At 73.3% G+C, this 13,413-nt stretch carries 14 protein-coding genes; 9 read left to right on the forward strand and 5 right to left on the reverse strand.

Annotated elements, in window-relative coordinates; translation table 11 throughout:
- Window positions 1-105 precede the first annotated feature (105 nt).
- Window positions 106-1,302: a chromate efflux transporter gene (gene chrA, locus B5D60_RS08015; protein ID WP_153303114.1), complete on the forward strand. Its 1,197-nt coding sequence runs from the start codon at window positions 106-108 to the stop codon at window positions 1,300-1,302.
- Between the two features lie 12 nt (window positions 1,303-1,314).
- On the opposite strand, the gene B5D60_RS08020 is transcribed toward chrA, so the two are convergent.
- From B5D60_RS08020 to B5D60_RS08030, 3 genes are all read right to left on the reverse strand, one after another.
- Window positions 1,315-2,190: an SGNH hydrolase domain-containing protein gene (locus tag B5D60_RS08020; RefSeq protein ID WP_078699666.1), complete on the reverse strand. Its 876-nt coding sequence runs from the start codon at window positions 2,188-2,190 to the stop codon at window positions 1,315-1,317.
- 15 nt (window positions 2,191-2,205) lie between these two features.
- Window positions 2,206-3,234 carry an SGNH hydrolase domain-containing protein gene (locus tag B5D60_RS08025; RefSeq protein ID WP_153302922.1) on the reverse strand — a complete coding sequence of 343 codons (1,029 nt, stop codon included), beginning with the start codon at window positions 3,232-3,234 and terminating at the stop codon, window positions 2,206-2,208.
- 166 nt (window positions 3,235-3,400) lie between these two features.
- On the reverse strand, window positions 3,401-5,065 hold the full coding sequence (locus B5D60_RS08030; RefSeq protein WP_078701341.1) for an FAD-binding dehydrogenase: 1,665 nt from the start codon (window positions 5,063-5,065) through the stop codon (window positions 3,401-3,403).
- A gap of 90 nt (window positions 5,066-5,155) precedes the next feature.
- Here B5D60_RS08030 and B5D60_RS08035 point away from each other — a divergent pair, with 90 nt between their 5' ends.
- The 4 genes from B5D60_RS08035 to B5D60_RS08050 are packed head-to-tail and all read left to right on the forward strand — an operon-like array spanning window position 5,156 to window position 8,449.
- The gene (locus B5D60_RS08035) at window positions 5,156-6,337 is read left to right on the forward strand and encodes a PucR family transcriptional regulator (RefSeq protein ID WP_078699668.1); all 1,182 of its coding nucleotides are present in this window, start codon (window positions 5,156-5,158) and stop codon (window positions 6,335-6,337) included.
- On the forward strand, window positions 6,334-6,948 hold the full coding sequence (locus B5D60_RS08040) for a GyrI-like domain-containing protein (protein WP_078699669.1): 615 nt from the start codon (window positions 6,334-6,336) through the stop codon (window positions 6,946-6,948). The genes B5D60_RS08035 and B5D60_RS08040 overlap by 4 nt, the downstream gene beginning before the upstream one ends.
- A 35-nt stretch (window positions 6,949-6,983) precedes the next feature.
- Window positions 6,984-7,763, forward strand: a complete 780-nt coding sequence (locus B5D60_RS08045) for an inositol monophosphatase family protein (protein WP_078699670.1) — start codon at window positions 6,984-6,986, stop codon at window positions 7,761-7,763.
- Window positions 7,760-8,449 (forward strand): NAD-dependent deacylase, encoded by a 690-nt coding sequence (locus B5D60_RS08050; protein ID WP_078699671.1) that lies wholly within the window; start codon window positions 7,760-7,762, stop codon window positions 8,447-8,449. Before B5D60_RS08045 ends, B5D60_RS08050 begins: the two co-directional genes overlap by 4 nt.
- 24 nt (window positions 8,450-8,473) lie before the next feature.
- Here the strand turns inward: B5D60_RS08050 and B5D60_RS08055 are convergent, their stop codons facing one another.
- Window positions 8,474-9,316 carry an MOSC domain-containing protein gene (locus B5D60_RS08055; protein ID WP_078699672.1) on the reverse strand — a complete coding sequence of 281 codons (843 nt, stop codon included), beginning with the start codon at window positions 9,314-9,316 and terminating at the stop codon, window positions 8,474-8,476.
- Window positions 9,317-9,383: 67 nt separating this feature from the next.
- Here B5D60_RS08055 and B5D60_RS08060 point away from each other — a divergent pair, with 67 nt between their 5' ends.
- Both B5D60_RS08060 and B5D60_RS08065 read left to right on the forward strand, forming a co-directional pair.
- A complete protein-coding gene (locus B5D60_RS08060; protein ID WP_078699673.1) occupies window positions 9,384-10,565 on the forward strand; it encodes a sensor histidine kinase in 1,182 nt (393 codons plus the stop codon).
- Entirely contained in the window at window positions 10,562-11,221 is a 660-nt protein-coding gene (locus B5D60_RS08065; protein ID WP_078699674.1) for a helix-turn-helix domain-containing protein, read from the forward strand. The genes B5D60_RS08060 and B5D60_RS08065 overlap by 4 nt, the downstream gene beginning before the upstream one ends.
- Window positions 11,222-11,392: 171 nt before the next feature.
- Here the strand turns inward: B5D60_RS08065 and B5D60_RS08070 are convergent, their stop codons facing one another.
- The gene (locus B5D60_RS08070) at window positions 11,393-11,866 is read right to left on the reverse strand and encodes an SRPBCC family protein (RefSeq protein WP_078699675.1); all 474 of its coding nucleotides are present in this window, start codon (window positions 11,864-11,866) and stop codon (window positions 11,393-11,395) included.
- A gap of 93 nt (window positions 11,867-11,959) precedes the next feature.
- On the opposite strand from B5D60_RS08070, the gene B5D60_RS08075 reads away from it, so the two are divergent.
- Together B5D60_RS08075 and B5D60_RS08080 are read left to right on the forward strand one after the other, a co-directional pair.
- Complete coding sequence (locus tag B5D60_RS08075) at window positions 11,960-12,535, forward strand: uridine kinase family protein (protein ID WP_078699676.1); 576 nt, start codon at window positions 11,960-11,962, stop codon at window positions 12,533-12,535.
- Between the two features lie 53 nt (window positions 12,536-12,588).
- A complete protein-coding gene (locus B5D60_RS08080) occupies window positions 12,589-13,341 on the forward strand; it encodes a hypothetical protein (protein WP_078699677.1) in 753 nt (250 codons plus the stop codon).
- Window positions 13,342-13,413: the final 72 nt, after the last annotated feature.

A 13,413-nucleotide genomic window follows, 5' to 3' on the forward strand; every position in this document is an offset into this window, starting at 1 on the left:
ACACCCCCGCAATCGGGGGCTGATCCGAGATCAGGTCGGGCGCAGCCGTGCGAACCGGACCACTCGGCAGGCGCGTTCGCACGGTGGCAGGTCATGATGGTCGCGATGACCGGATCGGGGACGGCGCGCGAGGGCACGGTCGCCGAGGTGTTCTGGGTGTTCCTGCGCCTGGGGCTCACCTCGTTCGGCGGGCCGGTCGCGCACCTGGCGTACTTCCGCGAGGCGTTCGTCGAGCGCCGCCGCTGGATGACCGACGCGGCGTACGCGGACCTCGTCGCGCTGTGCCAGTTCCTCCCCGGCCCGGGCTCAAGTCAGGTCGGCATGGTGATCGGCCTGCGTCGCGCCGGCGTCGGGGGGCTGCTGGCGGCGTGGTTCGCGTTCACGATGCCGTCCGCGATCATCCTGGTGGCGTTCGCGTACGGCGTCGCCGCGTCCGGTGACGTCTCCGGCGCGGGCTGGCTGCACGGGGTGAAGGCGGCGGCGGTCGCGGTCGTCGCGCAGGCGGTGATCCAGATGGCGCGCACGCTGACGCCCGACCTCAAGCGGATCGTCATCGCCGCCCTCGGTGCGGCGGTGCTGCTCGTCGTGGCGAGCCCCGTGGCGCAGGTGGGCGTCATCGTGCTGGGCGGGCTGATCGGCTGGCTCTGGCTGCGGGCGGAGCGACCCGAGACGGTGCGCGACCTCGCGCGGGTCTCGCACCGCGGCGGGATCGCCGCGCTGACGGTGTTCACGGTGCTGCTCGTCGCACTGCCGGTCCTCGTGGCCTTCACGGACGACCCGACCCTGCGGCTGGCCGACATCTTCTACCGCACGGGTGCGCTGGTGTTCGGCGGCGGACACGTCGTCCTGCCGCTGCTGGAGACGCAGACCGTGCAGGCCGGGCTGCTGGACGCCGACACCTTCCTCGCCGGCTACGGTGCGGCGCAGGCGGTGCCCGGGCCGCTGTTCACCTTCTCGGCCTACCTCGGCGCCAGCATGGAGTCCGGGCCGAGCGGTGTGCTCGGCGCGTCGATCGCCCTCGTGGCGGTGTTCCTCCCGGCGGGCCTGCTGGTGGTGGGCGTGCTGCCGTTCTGGGACCGGCTGCGCCAGGCGCCCTCGGCGCGCCGGGTGGTGATGGGCGTCAACGCGGCCGTGGTCGGGATCCTCGCCGCCGCCCTCTACGACCCGGTGATCACGCAGGGCATCATCTCGCTCGGGACGCTGGCGATCGCCGTGGCCGTGTTCGCCTCCCAGTGGTGGAGTCGCGTGCCCGTGTGGGTGGCGGTCATCGCCGCCGCCGTCGTCGGACAGCTCTTCCTCTGATCCACTTCGCCGCTACGGCAGGATCCCGAGGCCTCGCAGGCGCCGCTCCATGAGGGGCGCGAGCGAGCGCGTGTAGGTGGCGGTCAGGTGCTGGTGGTCGCGGTACATGATCTGGCCCCGCGGCGTGACCACGCGGCACCGGCGCTTCGGGCAGTACGTCTCCTTCATGGAGATGCGGAATGCCGAGCGTGCTCCGTACTTCTTCCGCGCGAGCTTCACCGTCGGCACCGTCCAGTCGAACCACATGACCTCGCCGACGGCGGCCGAGCACCTCCGCCACGTGCGGGGGGCGGAGTTCGTGCGCAGGCACTGGGTCGGCGAGGGGCGGGAGAGCACCCAGTTGGGCGAGTCCGAGACCGCCACCACCGGGATCCGCCGGTTCAGCGCGACGCGCCACGACTTCAGGGTGTCCGGTCCACGCTGGGCCCGGGTGCCGGGCATCGTGGAGGCGCGATGGTTCGTCACGATCGCGCGCACGTCCTTCTGGCGCCGGATGTAGCGGGTGACGTTCGCGCGCCACGTCTGGCAGTCCTCACGGACCCAGGCCTTGAGGTTCTTGATCGGCCGCGACGACCACCCGCAACGCGACCGGATGATGAGGGTGACCCGGATCTTGCCCGCGTCGGCCAGGCGCCGGAACGCGGGGGACAGGGCCCGCATGTGCGAGTCGCCGATCACCAGCAGCCTCGGGCCCTTGCGGCCGTAGTGGCAGGTGAGCGCCTTCGTCGCGCCGGACTCCGAGCCCGAGAAGCACGCGCGGGTCCCGGGCGCGACGTCACGCTCGGCGGCCGGGATGCTCGAGAGCCGGGGCGCGTCCTGCGCGGTCGCGGGCAGGGCGCCGAGCACCAGCGCCGCGAGGCCGAGGACGACGACGATCCGAGCGCGCATGGCACCTCCCCGGTCTCAGGGTGCCACGCCGGGACGCGGGCCGTGGTGCGACGAGCACACCATGGGGGCGGGCAGCGGGTGCAGCTCCGCACAGCGCGCGACGGCCCTCGCCGCCCACTTCGAGCGGGACGCCTTCGAGCCGGCGAACACGACTCCCGTCTCGCGCAGGCGCCGCTCCAGCAGCGGCGCGAGCGACCGGGAGTAGGCCGCCGTGAGGTGCTGGTGGTCGCGGTACATGATCTGGCCCGAGGGCGTCACCGCGCGGCACCGCCGCTGCGGGCAGTAGACGTCGCGCAGGTCGATCCGGTGCGCCGCGGCCGGGCCGTACGCCCGCCGCGCCAGCACCACCGCGGGCACGGTCCAGTCGAACTTCATCACCTTGCGGACGCTCGCCGAGCAGGTGTCCCACTGCGACGGCGCCCGGTTCTCGCGCAGGCACCGGGTCGGCGTGGGTCCGGAGAAGGGCCAGTTGGCGGCGCCGGAGAGGGCGATCACCGGGATCCCCCGCTCCAGGGCGATGCGCCACGCCTTCAGCGTGTCAGGTCCTCGCTGGGAGGTGCGGCCGGCCATGGTCGAGGCGCGATGGTGGGTGACGATCGCGCGGACGTCGTCCTGCTCGCGGATGTACCGCGCCACGTTCTGGCGCCAGGTCTGGCAGTCGTCGCGGATCCACCGCGTGTCGTTCTCGACCACCCGCGACGACCACCCGCAACGCGAGCGGATGACCAGCGTGACGCGGATCCTCCCCTCCTCGGCCAGCCGCCGCAGAGCCGGGGAGAAGGCGCGCAGGTGGGAGTCGCCGATCGCCAGGATGCGGGGTCCCTTGCTCCCGTACTCGCACGTCAGCACCTGCGTCTCCCCGCGACGGTGGCCCGGGAAGCAGGCCTCGGTCCCGGGCGCCACGTCGAGCTCGGCGGCCGGGATGCTCGAAAGGCGCGGCTCGTCCGCGACCGCGGGCAGCAGGCCGACGGACAGCAGGCCAGCGGACAGCAGCAGGGCCAGTCCCGCCAGCAGGCCGAGGCGTGGGCGACGTCCTCGGAGCATGAGCACCACCTCCCGGTGCAGCTGGGAGAGACTTCTCCTTCAGGGTGCCACGAAATGCCGCCGGGGTCGCGGCCCGAGATGTGCAGCGGCATCCACCCCTCTCGTCACCGCAAACCGCCGGATTCGGTGGATACCGCCACACATCTGGTCGAGGGGAGCGCGGACCTCAGTCCCGCGCGAGCGCCAGGCCGGCCGCCCGGCCGGAGAAGATGCAGCCGCCGAGGAACGTGCCCTCGAGTGCGTTGTAGCCGTGCACGCCGCCGCCGCCGAAGCCGGCCACCTCGCCCGCGGCGTACAGGCCCGGGACGGGGGTGCCGTCGGCGCCGATCACCTGCGAGTCGAGGTTCGTCTGCAGGCCGCCGAGGGTCTTGCGCGACAGCACGTTGAGCCGCACGGCGATGAGCGGGCCGTGCGTGGGATCGAGGATCCGGTGCGGCTTGGCGACACGCACGATCTTGTCCATCCGCGAGCGGCGCGCGTTGTGGATCGCCATCACCTGCACGTCCTTGGTGAACGCGTTGTCGAACTCCCGGTCACGGGCGACGATCTGGCGCTCCAGGATCGTCGGGTCGAGCTCGGGCCCGCGAGCGATCTCGTTCATCCCCGTCACCAGGTCGTCCAGCGACGAGGCCACGACGAAGTCGACGCCGTGCTCCTTGAACCGCTCGACGGGGCCGGGCGCGCCCTTCGCGAGCCGGCTCTTGAGCAGGACACGGATGTCGCGGCCGGTGATGTCGGGGTTCTGCTCCGAGCCCGAGAGGGCGAACTCCTTCTCGATGATCGACTGCGTGAGCACGAACCACGAGTAGTCGTGACCCGTGGCGAGGATCTGCTTCATCGCGCCGTTGGTGTCGGCGCCCGGGACACCCGACATGCCGCTGAGCCGGCGGCCGTTGGCGTCGAACCACATCGACGACGGGCCGGGCAGGATGCGGATGCCGTGGTCGGGCCAGATCGGGTCCCAGTTGGTGATGCCCTCGGTGTAGGCCCAGAGCCGGTCGCGGTTCACGATGCGGCCGCCCGCCCGCTCGGAGATCTCGAGCATGCGGCCGTCGACGTGGGCCGGGACACCGGAGATGAGGTGCTCGGGCGCCGGGCCGATTCGCTCGGTGGGCCAGTTCGCGCGCATGAGCGCGTGGTTGTGGCCGATGCCGCCGGAGGTGACGACCACGGCGGCGGCGCGGTGCTCGAACTCGCTCACGACGTCACGCGACGACTTCACGCCGCGGTCCGAGTCGTCGGGCGCCAGCACGGAGCCGCGGACGCCGACGACCGCGCCGTCCTCGGTCAGCAGCTCGTCCACCTGGTGGCGGAACGCGAATTGCACGAGTCCTCCGGTCTCGGCCTTCAGCACGGGATCGGCGAAGGTCTCGACCAGGCGCGGTCCGGTGCCCCACGTGATGTGGAAGCGCGGCACCGAGTTGCCGTGCCCTGTGGCCGAGCCGTCGCCGCGCTCGGCCCAGCCGACCATCGGCATGACGCGGTGGCCCAGGGCCCGCAGGTAGTCGCGCTTGCCGCCGGCGGCCCAGGCGACGTACGCCTCGGCCCAGCGGCGTCCCCACACGTCCTCGTCGTCGAGCCGGTCGAAGCCCGCGGAACCGAGCCAGTCCTGCGTGGCCAGCTCGGCGGAGTCCTTGATGCCGGTGCGCCGCTGCTCGGGGCTGTCGACGAAGAACAGGCCGCCGAGCGACCAGAAGGCCTGCCCGCCGAGGTTCTTGCGGTTCTCCTGGTCGAGGACCAGCACGCGCTTGCCCGCCTGGGCGAGCTCGTGGGTGGCGACCAGGCCGGCGAGACCGGCGCCGACGACGATGACATCGGGGGTGAAGGACATGTCGTCACGGTGACGCACGGCGGGCGCCGGCACCAGTACCTTTGTGCCTCAGTGACAAGAAGTGTTGTCAACAGGAGCGAGGAGTTCGCCGTGCCGGAGACCGTGGACCGCCGCCGCGCGATCAGCGCCCGGCTCACCGAGGGCGAGACCACCCTCGTCGAGACCTTCCTGGCCTCGCTCGCGCGCGAGATCCCCGCCTATGCGTCCCTCGACGAGCGCCAACTGCAGGAGGTCCGCTCGATCATCGTGTGGACCCTGCACCGCGTGCTCGACCTGTGGGCGCAGGACGGCGCGCTCACCGAGGACGACATCCGGCTGTTCCGTGGCGTCGGGGCCGTCCGTGCCCGCGACGGCCGCCCCCTCTCGGCGGTGCTCCGTGCCTACCGGGTGGCAGCGACCACGTTCCTCGACGAGGTCGCCGGGCGCTTCCGCGAGGACGTGTCGGTCGATGACGTCACCTCGCTCGTGCGGGTCTGGTTCGCCGCGCTGGACGAGCTGTCCGACGCGATCTACGACGGATACGAGTCCACCGGGCGCGTCCTCGGCTCCGACCGCGAGAGCTCGCTGCGCCAGCTGCTGACCGACCTGCTGCTCGGGCGCCAGAGCCACGCCGGAACCCTCACGGCGCGACTGCGCGAGCTCGAGGCCGAACTGCCCACGTCCTTCGACCTCGTGGTCATCGGTGCGTGCGACGACCCGGTCCAGGCGGCCGCGGCCGTCGCGGGAGTGCGCGAGTCGGACGAGGGGCCTCTCATCACCTCGATCCACACCGTGATGGACGGCGTCGGGGTGGTGCTGCTGGCCCACGCCGACCCGGCGGCGCTGGCCGAGCAGCTGTCGCGACTGGGGCTCCGGGCCGCGCACCACGGCGGCGTCACGCCGCGCACCGCCCCGCGGGCCCACCGGCTGGCGCTGCACGCGGTCGGTCACGCACCGGGCTTCGCCTGGGCCGGCCCGCTCCTGGGCGCAGGCGACCTCGAGGTGGTCGCGCTGGCGTCGGGGCACCCCGACGCCGATCCCGTTCGCGCCGCCCGGATCGTGCTCGGGCGCCTCGCGGACGACGCCGAGGCGTTGCGCACGCTCGACGCGGTGCTGCAGTCGGGTGGCGCCGCCCCCGCCGCGGCCCACCTGCACGTGCACCCGCAGACGATCCGCTACCGGCTGGGCCGCATCGCGACCGTGACCGGACGCGATCCGCGCGATCCCTGGAACCGCTACGTCTTCCAGACGGCGCTGATGGCGTCGGGACTCGTGTCGCAGGAGGACGGGTGAAGGTCGACCTCAAGAGGCAGATCACCACGTACACGGCACCGCGTGGCGCGTTCGAGGTCGTGACCGTCCCGCCGATGCGGTACCTGATGATCGACGGGCACGGTGATCCCAACGAGGCCGGTGAGTACGAGGACGCGCTCACGACCCTGTATCCCGTGGCGTACGCGCTGAAGTTCCTCAGCAAGCAGGAGCTCGATCGCGACTACGTGGTGCCGCCACTGGAGGCGCTGTGGTGGGCCGACGACATGGCCGCGTTCACCACCGCGCGCGACAAGTCGCGCTGGAGCTGGACGGTGCTGAGCCTGGTCCCCGACTGGGTCGAGGACGCCCACGTCGAGCGGGCGCGGGTCACCGTGGCCCGCAAGGGGGCTGCACCGCGGCTCGACGCACTGCGCGTGGAGACGCTCGACGAGGGCCGCTGCGTCCAGACGCTGCACGTCGGTCCGTACGACGCCGAGGGCCCGGTGCTGGAGCAGATGCACGACGAGTTCATCCCCGCCCAGGGCCTGCGGCGCAGCGGTACGCACCACGAGATCTACCTCAGCGACCCGCGCCGGGCCGCCCCCGAGAGGCTCCGGACGATCCTGCGCCAGCCGGTCGTCGACCTCTGAGCCGGCGGCTGCGCGGCACCTCCTACGGTGGAGGCGTGACCGTGACCCCCGCCGACGCGAACCTCGCCCGAGACCTCGTCGTGGAGGCCGCGGCCCTCGCCGCCGGCATTCGCGCCACCGGCGACCTCGGCACCCGCGCCAAGACCAACGTGTCCGACGTCGTGACCGAGGCCGACCTCGCCGCCGAGGCCCTCGTGGTGGAGCGCCTCGACCGCGAGCGCCCCGCCGACGGGCTGCTGGGCGAGGAGGGCACCTCGCGCGACGGCACGTCGGGCCGGCGCTGGGTGATCGACCCGGTCGACGGGACCTACAACTTCGCCACCGGGTCCGACTACTGGTGCTCGGCGATCGCGCTGGCCGAGGGTGACGACGTGCTGCTGGGCGCCGTCGCGCACCACGCCTCCGGCACCGTGCTGGTGGGTGGTCCGGGCCTGCACACGACCCGCAACGGGGAGCCGATGGCCCCGATCGCCGACGCGCCGCTCGCCGGCCTGGGGGCGGCGACCTACGCCCATCCCGGCTTCATCGGCAGCGGCGCCGGCTTCGACGCGTGGGTGCGCGCGGCCGCGCTGCCCGCCACGATCCGGATGCTCGGGTCGGGCTCGATGGACCTCGTCGGGGTGGCCACCGGCCGGCTCGGCTGCTGGTTCCAGCACAGCACCCCCGACTGGGACTGGCTGCCCGGCACCGCGCTCGTGGCCGGCCTCGGTGGTGCCGCCGAGCGCATCGACGCCCACGGGCTCGTCTGGTCGGTCGCGGGGCCGCGCACCGCCGTGCGCGAGATCGGCGACGCCCTGCGGGGGAGCGTGGCGTGAAGGTCGTCGTCCTGACCGGCGCCGGCATCTCCGCCGAGAGTGGCCTGGCGACGTTCCGCGACGCCGACGGCCTCTGGGAGGGGCACCGGCCCGAGGACGTGGCCACGCCGCACGCGTTCCGGCGCGACCGCAGGCTCGTCCAGCGCTTCTACGACGAGCGTCGAGCGTCGCTCGCCCGCGTCCGGCCCAACGCCGCGCACGCGGCCCTCGCCCGGCTCGAGGAGGCGCTCGGCGACGACCTCCTGCTGGTCACGCAGAACGTCGACGACCTGCACGAGCGCGGCGGGTCGCGCCGCGTCCTGCACATGCACGGCGAGCTGCGCCGGGTGCGCTGCCAGCGGTGCGAGGCCCGGCACGAGTGGGAGGGCACGCTGGCCGACGAGCCGCGCTGCCCGTCCTGCAACCGGCGTCGCGCGCTGCGGCCCGACATCGTGTGGTTCGGCGAGTACCCGCACGGCATGGACGAGATCCACGAGGCGCTGACCGAGGTGGACGTGTTCGCCGCGATCGGCACGTCCGGGGTGGTCTATCCCGCGGCCGGGTTCGTCGACTACGCGCACGCGGCCGGCGCCACCACGGTGGAGCTCAACCTCGTCCCCACCCCGAACAGCGACTTCCACACCACGTACGAGGGCCCGGCCACCGAGGTCGTCCCGCGCTGGGTGGACCACCTGATGGGCTCCTGACTCGGCGGTCTTCGAAGGGGGCGGTCAGGCGCCGAGCGGGCCGCCGCCGGCGGGCACGGACTCGAGCACCTCGACCTCGTCGCCGACGCGCACGGTGGCGCCGGGCGTCTCGGGGATGAGGTTCACCGCGAACCACGCCTTCCTGCCGAAGCGCCGCGTGCGGGCGAGGGTGCGCAGCGGCTCCTTGCCGCCGGCCACGGCGCCCGAGGCGTGGTCGGCCTCCAGCGTGGTGATGACGCAGCGCGCACACCCCTTGACCGCACGGAACGTCGCGTCGCCGACCCGCAGCAGGCGCCAGTCGTCCTCGGCCCACGGCAGGTCGCCGTCGACGACGAGGTTCGGCCGCATCCGCGACATCGGGACCGGATCGCCGCCGCCCTCCTCGATCGACACGTTGAGGGCGGCGAGCGACGCCTCGGTCGCGACGAGCAGCGGGTAGCCGTCGGCGAGGCTGACGCGGTCCTCGGGCTGGGCGAATCCGGTGATCGCCCGGCGCGTGGGGTCGTCGAGGTGGACCAGGCGCACCGCCCCGCCCAGCAGCTCGCTCAGCCAGGCGGACGCGTCGGTGGCCTCGGCCGCGGTGAACTCGGACTTCCACAACCGGACCGGCACCTGGCGCGCCGGGTCGGGACGGGCGACCTCGAACGGCGCGGCACCGGGCGCGCTGAGGTGCAGGCCGTCGTCCGTGAGCCGCGGGTGCACGGTCAGGAGGCGGTGCGACTCGCGCGCGGAGATGAAGTGGCCCGCCTCGTCCACCACCATCCAGCGGCGGTCGCCGACGAGTCCCCAGGGCTCGACCTCGGCCGCCGCGAGGTCCTCGACCCGGGCGGACTTCAGGGGGTAGCGGTGCAGGGACGTGAGGCGCACCGGATCAGGCTACGGGTGCGACGGCGGCGCTGGGCCGGTGTCCCCGAGGTCTGCGACGATGTCAGGCGTGGACAGTCGATCCGAGGCCCTCAGCCGGGCGTCGTCGCGATCGTCCGCGCGTCGCGCCGAGCGCGGTATCGCCCTGGTCGCCCCCACGATGCGTGCTGTCGTGCTGGTGCAGATCCTGCTCGCCGCGGCCTCCGGCGCCGGTGTGGCCGAACATCGCGGTGCGTACTGGGCCCTGACGCTCTCCGTCGTCGCCGTCTCCCTGCTGCTGATCGTGCAGTGCCTGGTCACGGGCTCGGTGCTCCGCGGAGCGTGGCACGTGCCCGACCTCCTGCTGGCGTGGCTGGCCGTTCCCGCGATGAACCTGCTGCTGCCCGACCCGTTCGTCGTGGGCACGTGGGAGGCGTGGGCCTCGGGCTTCGCCGTCAACGTCGGAGCCCTGGCGGCCGCGTGGCTGCCGCCCGGGGTGGCGATGGTCCACGGCGTGGCGCTCGGCGGCTGGTACCTGGCCTGGACCCTCACGGCGAACACCACGTCGTGGGAGACCAGCCTCAGCAACGCGCTCACGATCCCCGGCTACGCCCTCGTCGTCGCGCTGCTGACCCACTACCTGCGCGGCCTCGCGGTGGACGCCGACCAGTCCCGCGAGGACGCCGTCGCCGCGACACGCGCCCTCGAGCTGGAGCGGTACCAGCTCACGGTCCACGACGCCTCGAGCATCCTGCGGCTGCTGTCCGACGAGGACACGCCCGCCGAGGTGCTGCCCGGGCTGCGGCTCCAGGCCGACCGTGAGGCCCAGCGCCTGCGCACCTACCTCGGCGCCGAGCCGCCGCGGGTCGACTCCGCCGCCCGCACGGTCGGCACCATGCTGGCGACGGCGCTCGAGGGCTTCGAGGACCTGCCGATCGAGCCGGCCGTCGCGCTCGGCGCCCACGTGGAGCTCGGCGACGCGGTGTGGACGGCCGTCGGCCGGGCGGTGACCACCGTGCTGCACAACGTGCGCCTGCACGCCCAGGCCCACCAGGTGGTGGTGCACGCCGACACCGACGACACCACGTGGGAGGTCGTCGTCTCCGACGACGGGGTGGGCTTCGACCAGGAGAACCAGCCGCTCGGCTTCGGCCTCGACACCCAGGTCGGCCAGGCGCTGCGCGACGTCGGGGTGACGGTGGACATCAGGTCGGCGCCGGGCCACGGGACCTCGGTGACCATCACGGGGCCGGTGGCGGAGGTGGGCGCATGACCGAGCGACGCACACGCGTGGTCGTGATCGACGACAGCACCGTGATCCGCGGCGGATTCGCCACCGTGCACCCCGGACTCGACGTCGTGGCGACCTACGCCAGCGTCGAGGACTTCGAGGCCGCCCCGGTCCACTGCGACGTCGTCGTCCTCGACCTGCTGCTGCGCGGCCCGCAGGGCTCGTCCGCCACCACGAAGCAGGGCCGGGCCGCGATCCGCGCCCTGCGCGAGCGCGGGCTGCGGGTGTGCCTCTACACCGACGAGCGTCGCCCGATCGTGCTCGCGCTGTGCCTGCGCGCGGGTGCGCTCGGCGTGGTCCACAAGGCCGACCCGCCCCACGTCACGATGCAGGCGGTCGAGGACGTCCGCAGCGATCGCGTCGTCGTCACCCAGTCGCTCGTCGGCCTGACCGAGCTGCTCGACCGCCGCGGCGCGCGGCTCGACCTCAGCACCCGCCAGCGCGAGGTCATCTCGGGCCGCGCCCGCGGCCGGCACTGGGCCGACATCGCCGCCACCCTCTACATCACCGAGGACACCGCCCGGGAGCACTACCGGGTGGCCTGCCGCAAGCTGCGCGACTACCTGCAGCACACCAGTCCGGGCGACATCGAGCGCGCGGTCGGGCTCGCCCCGGGGGACGTCCTCGACGAGGAGTGACCCCCCGCTTCCGGGGGTTCCGCGGCCGCCGGCGTGCCCTCAGGATGGAACAGGGACCGGGCTGGCCCGCATGGCGTCGGCCCTGCCCCATCGGGAGGGACCTACTCGGGGGGACGCATCGACCGGGACGCGCCTCGCGCGCCCCGGTCGATGCGTGCCTGGGTTTCGCGGTCAGCGCACCAGATGACGCTCGATGTTGTCGAAGGCCTGCCGTGCGTTGCCGCGCCACATCCGGCCGAAGACCGGCATCGCGACGCGGCCGAGGCGCCCGGCCGGGCGCACCGTCCAAGTCCAGCCGATGCGGACGCCGGTGCCCGCCGGCTCGAACGTCCAGGCCCCGTCGAGCGACGCGATCAGGTGCTTCATCGGCCCGGTGATGCCGGAGATCCGGTAGGTGAACCGCGTGGGGCTCTCGACCGCCGTCAGCTCCTCGCGCATCGTGCCGCCGTCCGCCAGGACGATGGTGCGGGTCTGGCCGGGCGAGCGCCACGGGCCCTCCTGGTCGCGGACCGCCGCAATCCGCGGGATCGCGGCGTACCGGCGGTCGAACAGTGCCGTGAGGTCGAGCTCGAGCAGCCGCTCGAATGCCTCGGCCACCTCGAGCGGGTAGGTGCGGGTGTAGCGCAGAGCCACGTCGTCGGTCATGCCCCCGACCGTAGGCCGCAGGCCCCACGATGACCAGCGATGCGGGTCCGCGGTGTTGCGACTCCTTGCCGGCCGGGCGAGGGTGGGACGACGATGAGCAATCTCGACGAGCTGGTCCAGGTCGTCACCGCCCGCCGACGCGAGCTCGGCCGCCCGACCGTCGTGGGCATCTCGGGGTTCGGCGGATCGGGCAAGTCCACGCTCGCCCGTCGCCTCGTCGCCGCCCTGCCCGACGCCGTGCGCCTGCGCGGTGACGACTTCCTCGACCCGGTGCGGGTGCACCGGCGCTCGGCGGACTGGGACGGCGTCGAGCGCGATCGGCTCGTCGCCGACGTGCTCCGTCCGTTCCGAGACGAGGTCGCCGGGGAGTTCCAGCGCTACGACTGGGACCGCGGACGCCTCACCGAGCCCGAGCCGGTGCCGCGCGCCGACGTGCTCGTGATCGACCTCGTGGGCCTGTTCCACCCCACGACGCTGCCGCTGCTCGACCTGGCGGTGTGGTGTGAGATCGACCTGTGGACCGCGACCCAGCGCGGGATCGCCCGCGACCGCGACGACGGCAACGACCACGACCGGGTGTGGACCGAGGTCTGGGAGCCGAACGAGCGCGACTTCGACGAGCGGTTCGCGCCGCGCGAGGTGGCCGACGTGCTCTTCCCGACGCGTTGATCCGCTCGCGCCGCCACCGTGCGAGGCCTCGGCGCCGCACCTAGCGTGGACGCATGACCTCCACCGACGTGCACACCGATCGTCGGCTCGGCTGGGCCCTGCTCGCGGCGGCGATCGCTCAGATCGTCGCCCCGGTCGTCCAGACCCTCGCCGACGTCTCCCAGCCCGGCGACGACAGCGACTCGCTGCTCATCACCCCGGCCGGCTGGGCGTTCGCGATCTGGAGCCTGATCTACGGACTCGCCCTGGCCCACGCGATCGTCACCCTGTGGCGCGGGGACGGGGTCGGGAAGCGACGGTTCGTGGTCGACCTGATCCTGCTCTACGTCGGCGCGACCGTCTGGATCGCCGTGTCGGCGGCCGCCATCAGCTGGGCGACGTTCCTCGTGCTGGCGTTCATGACCGCGGTCGCCATCGACGCGGCCCGGCTCGCGGCGCACGCCCGCCCGGTCGATCCCGCGTGGACCACCTCGCTCGCCCGTGCGACCTCGGGCATCTACGCCGGCTGGGTCAGCGCGGCGGTCTTCCTCAACCTCGGCACGGGTGTGCTCGAGCTCGACCTCGCCGAGCCCGACGACCACGGCTGGCAGATCGCGCTGCTCGTGGTGGCCGCCGTCTTCGCCCTCGCGGTGAACACGCAGCTGCCGCGGAGCCCGGGCTACGCGGCCGCCGTGGTGTGGGCGCTGATCGGCATCATCGCGACGGTCGCGGGTGAGTCGACGATGGCGCTCGTGGTCGCGATCGCGGCCATCGTGCTGCTCGTGGTGCAGACGGCCTGGCAGTCCTCGCGAGCGCTCACCGACTGACGCGACACCACTCGTAACGCAGGCGACCCGCAGTTCTCGGTCCCCACACCCACACGAAACACCTGCGCAACA

Source organism: Aeromicrobium choanae (assembly GCF_900167475.1).
GTDB classification, from domain to species: Bacteria; Actinomycetota; Actinomycetes; order Propionibacteriales; family Nocardioidaceae; genus Aeromicrobium; species Aeromicrobium choanae.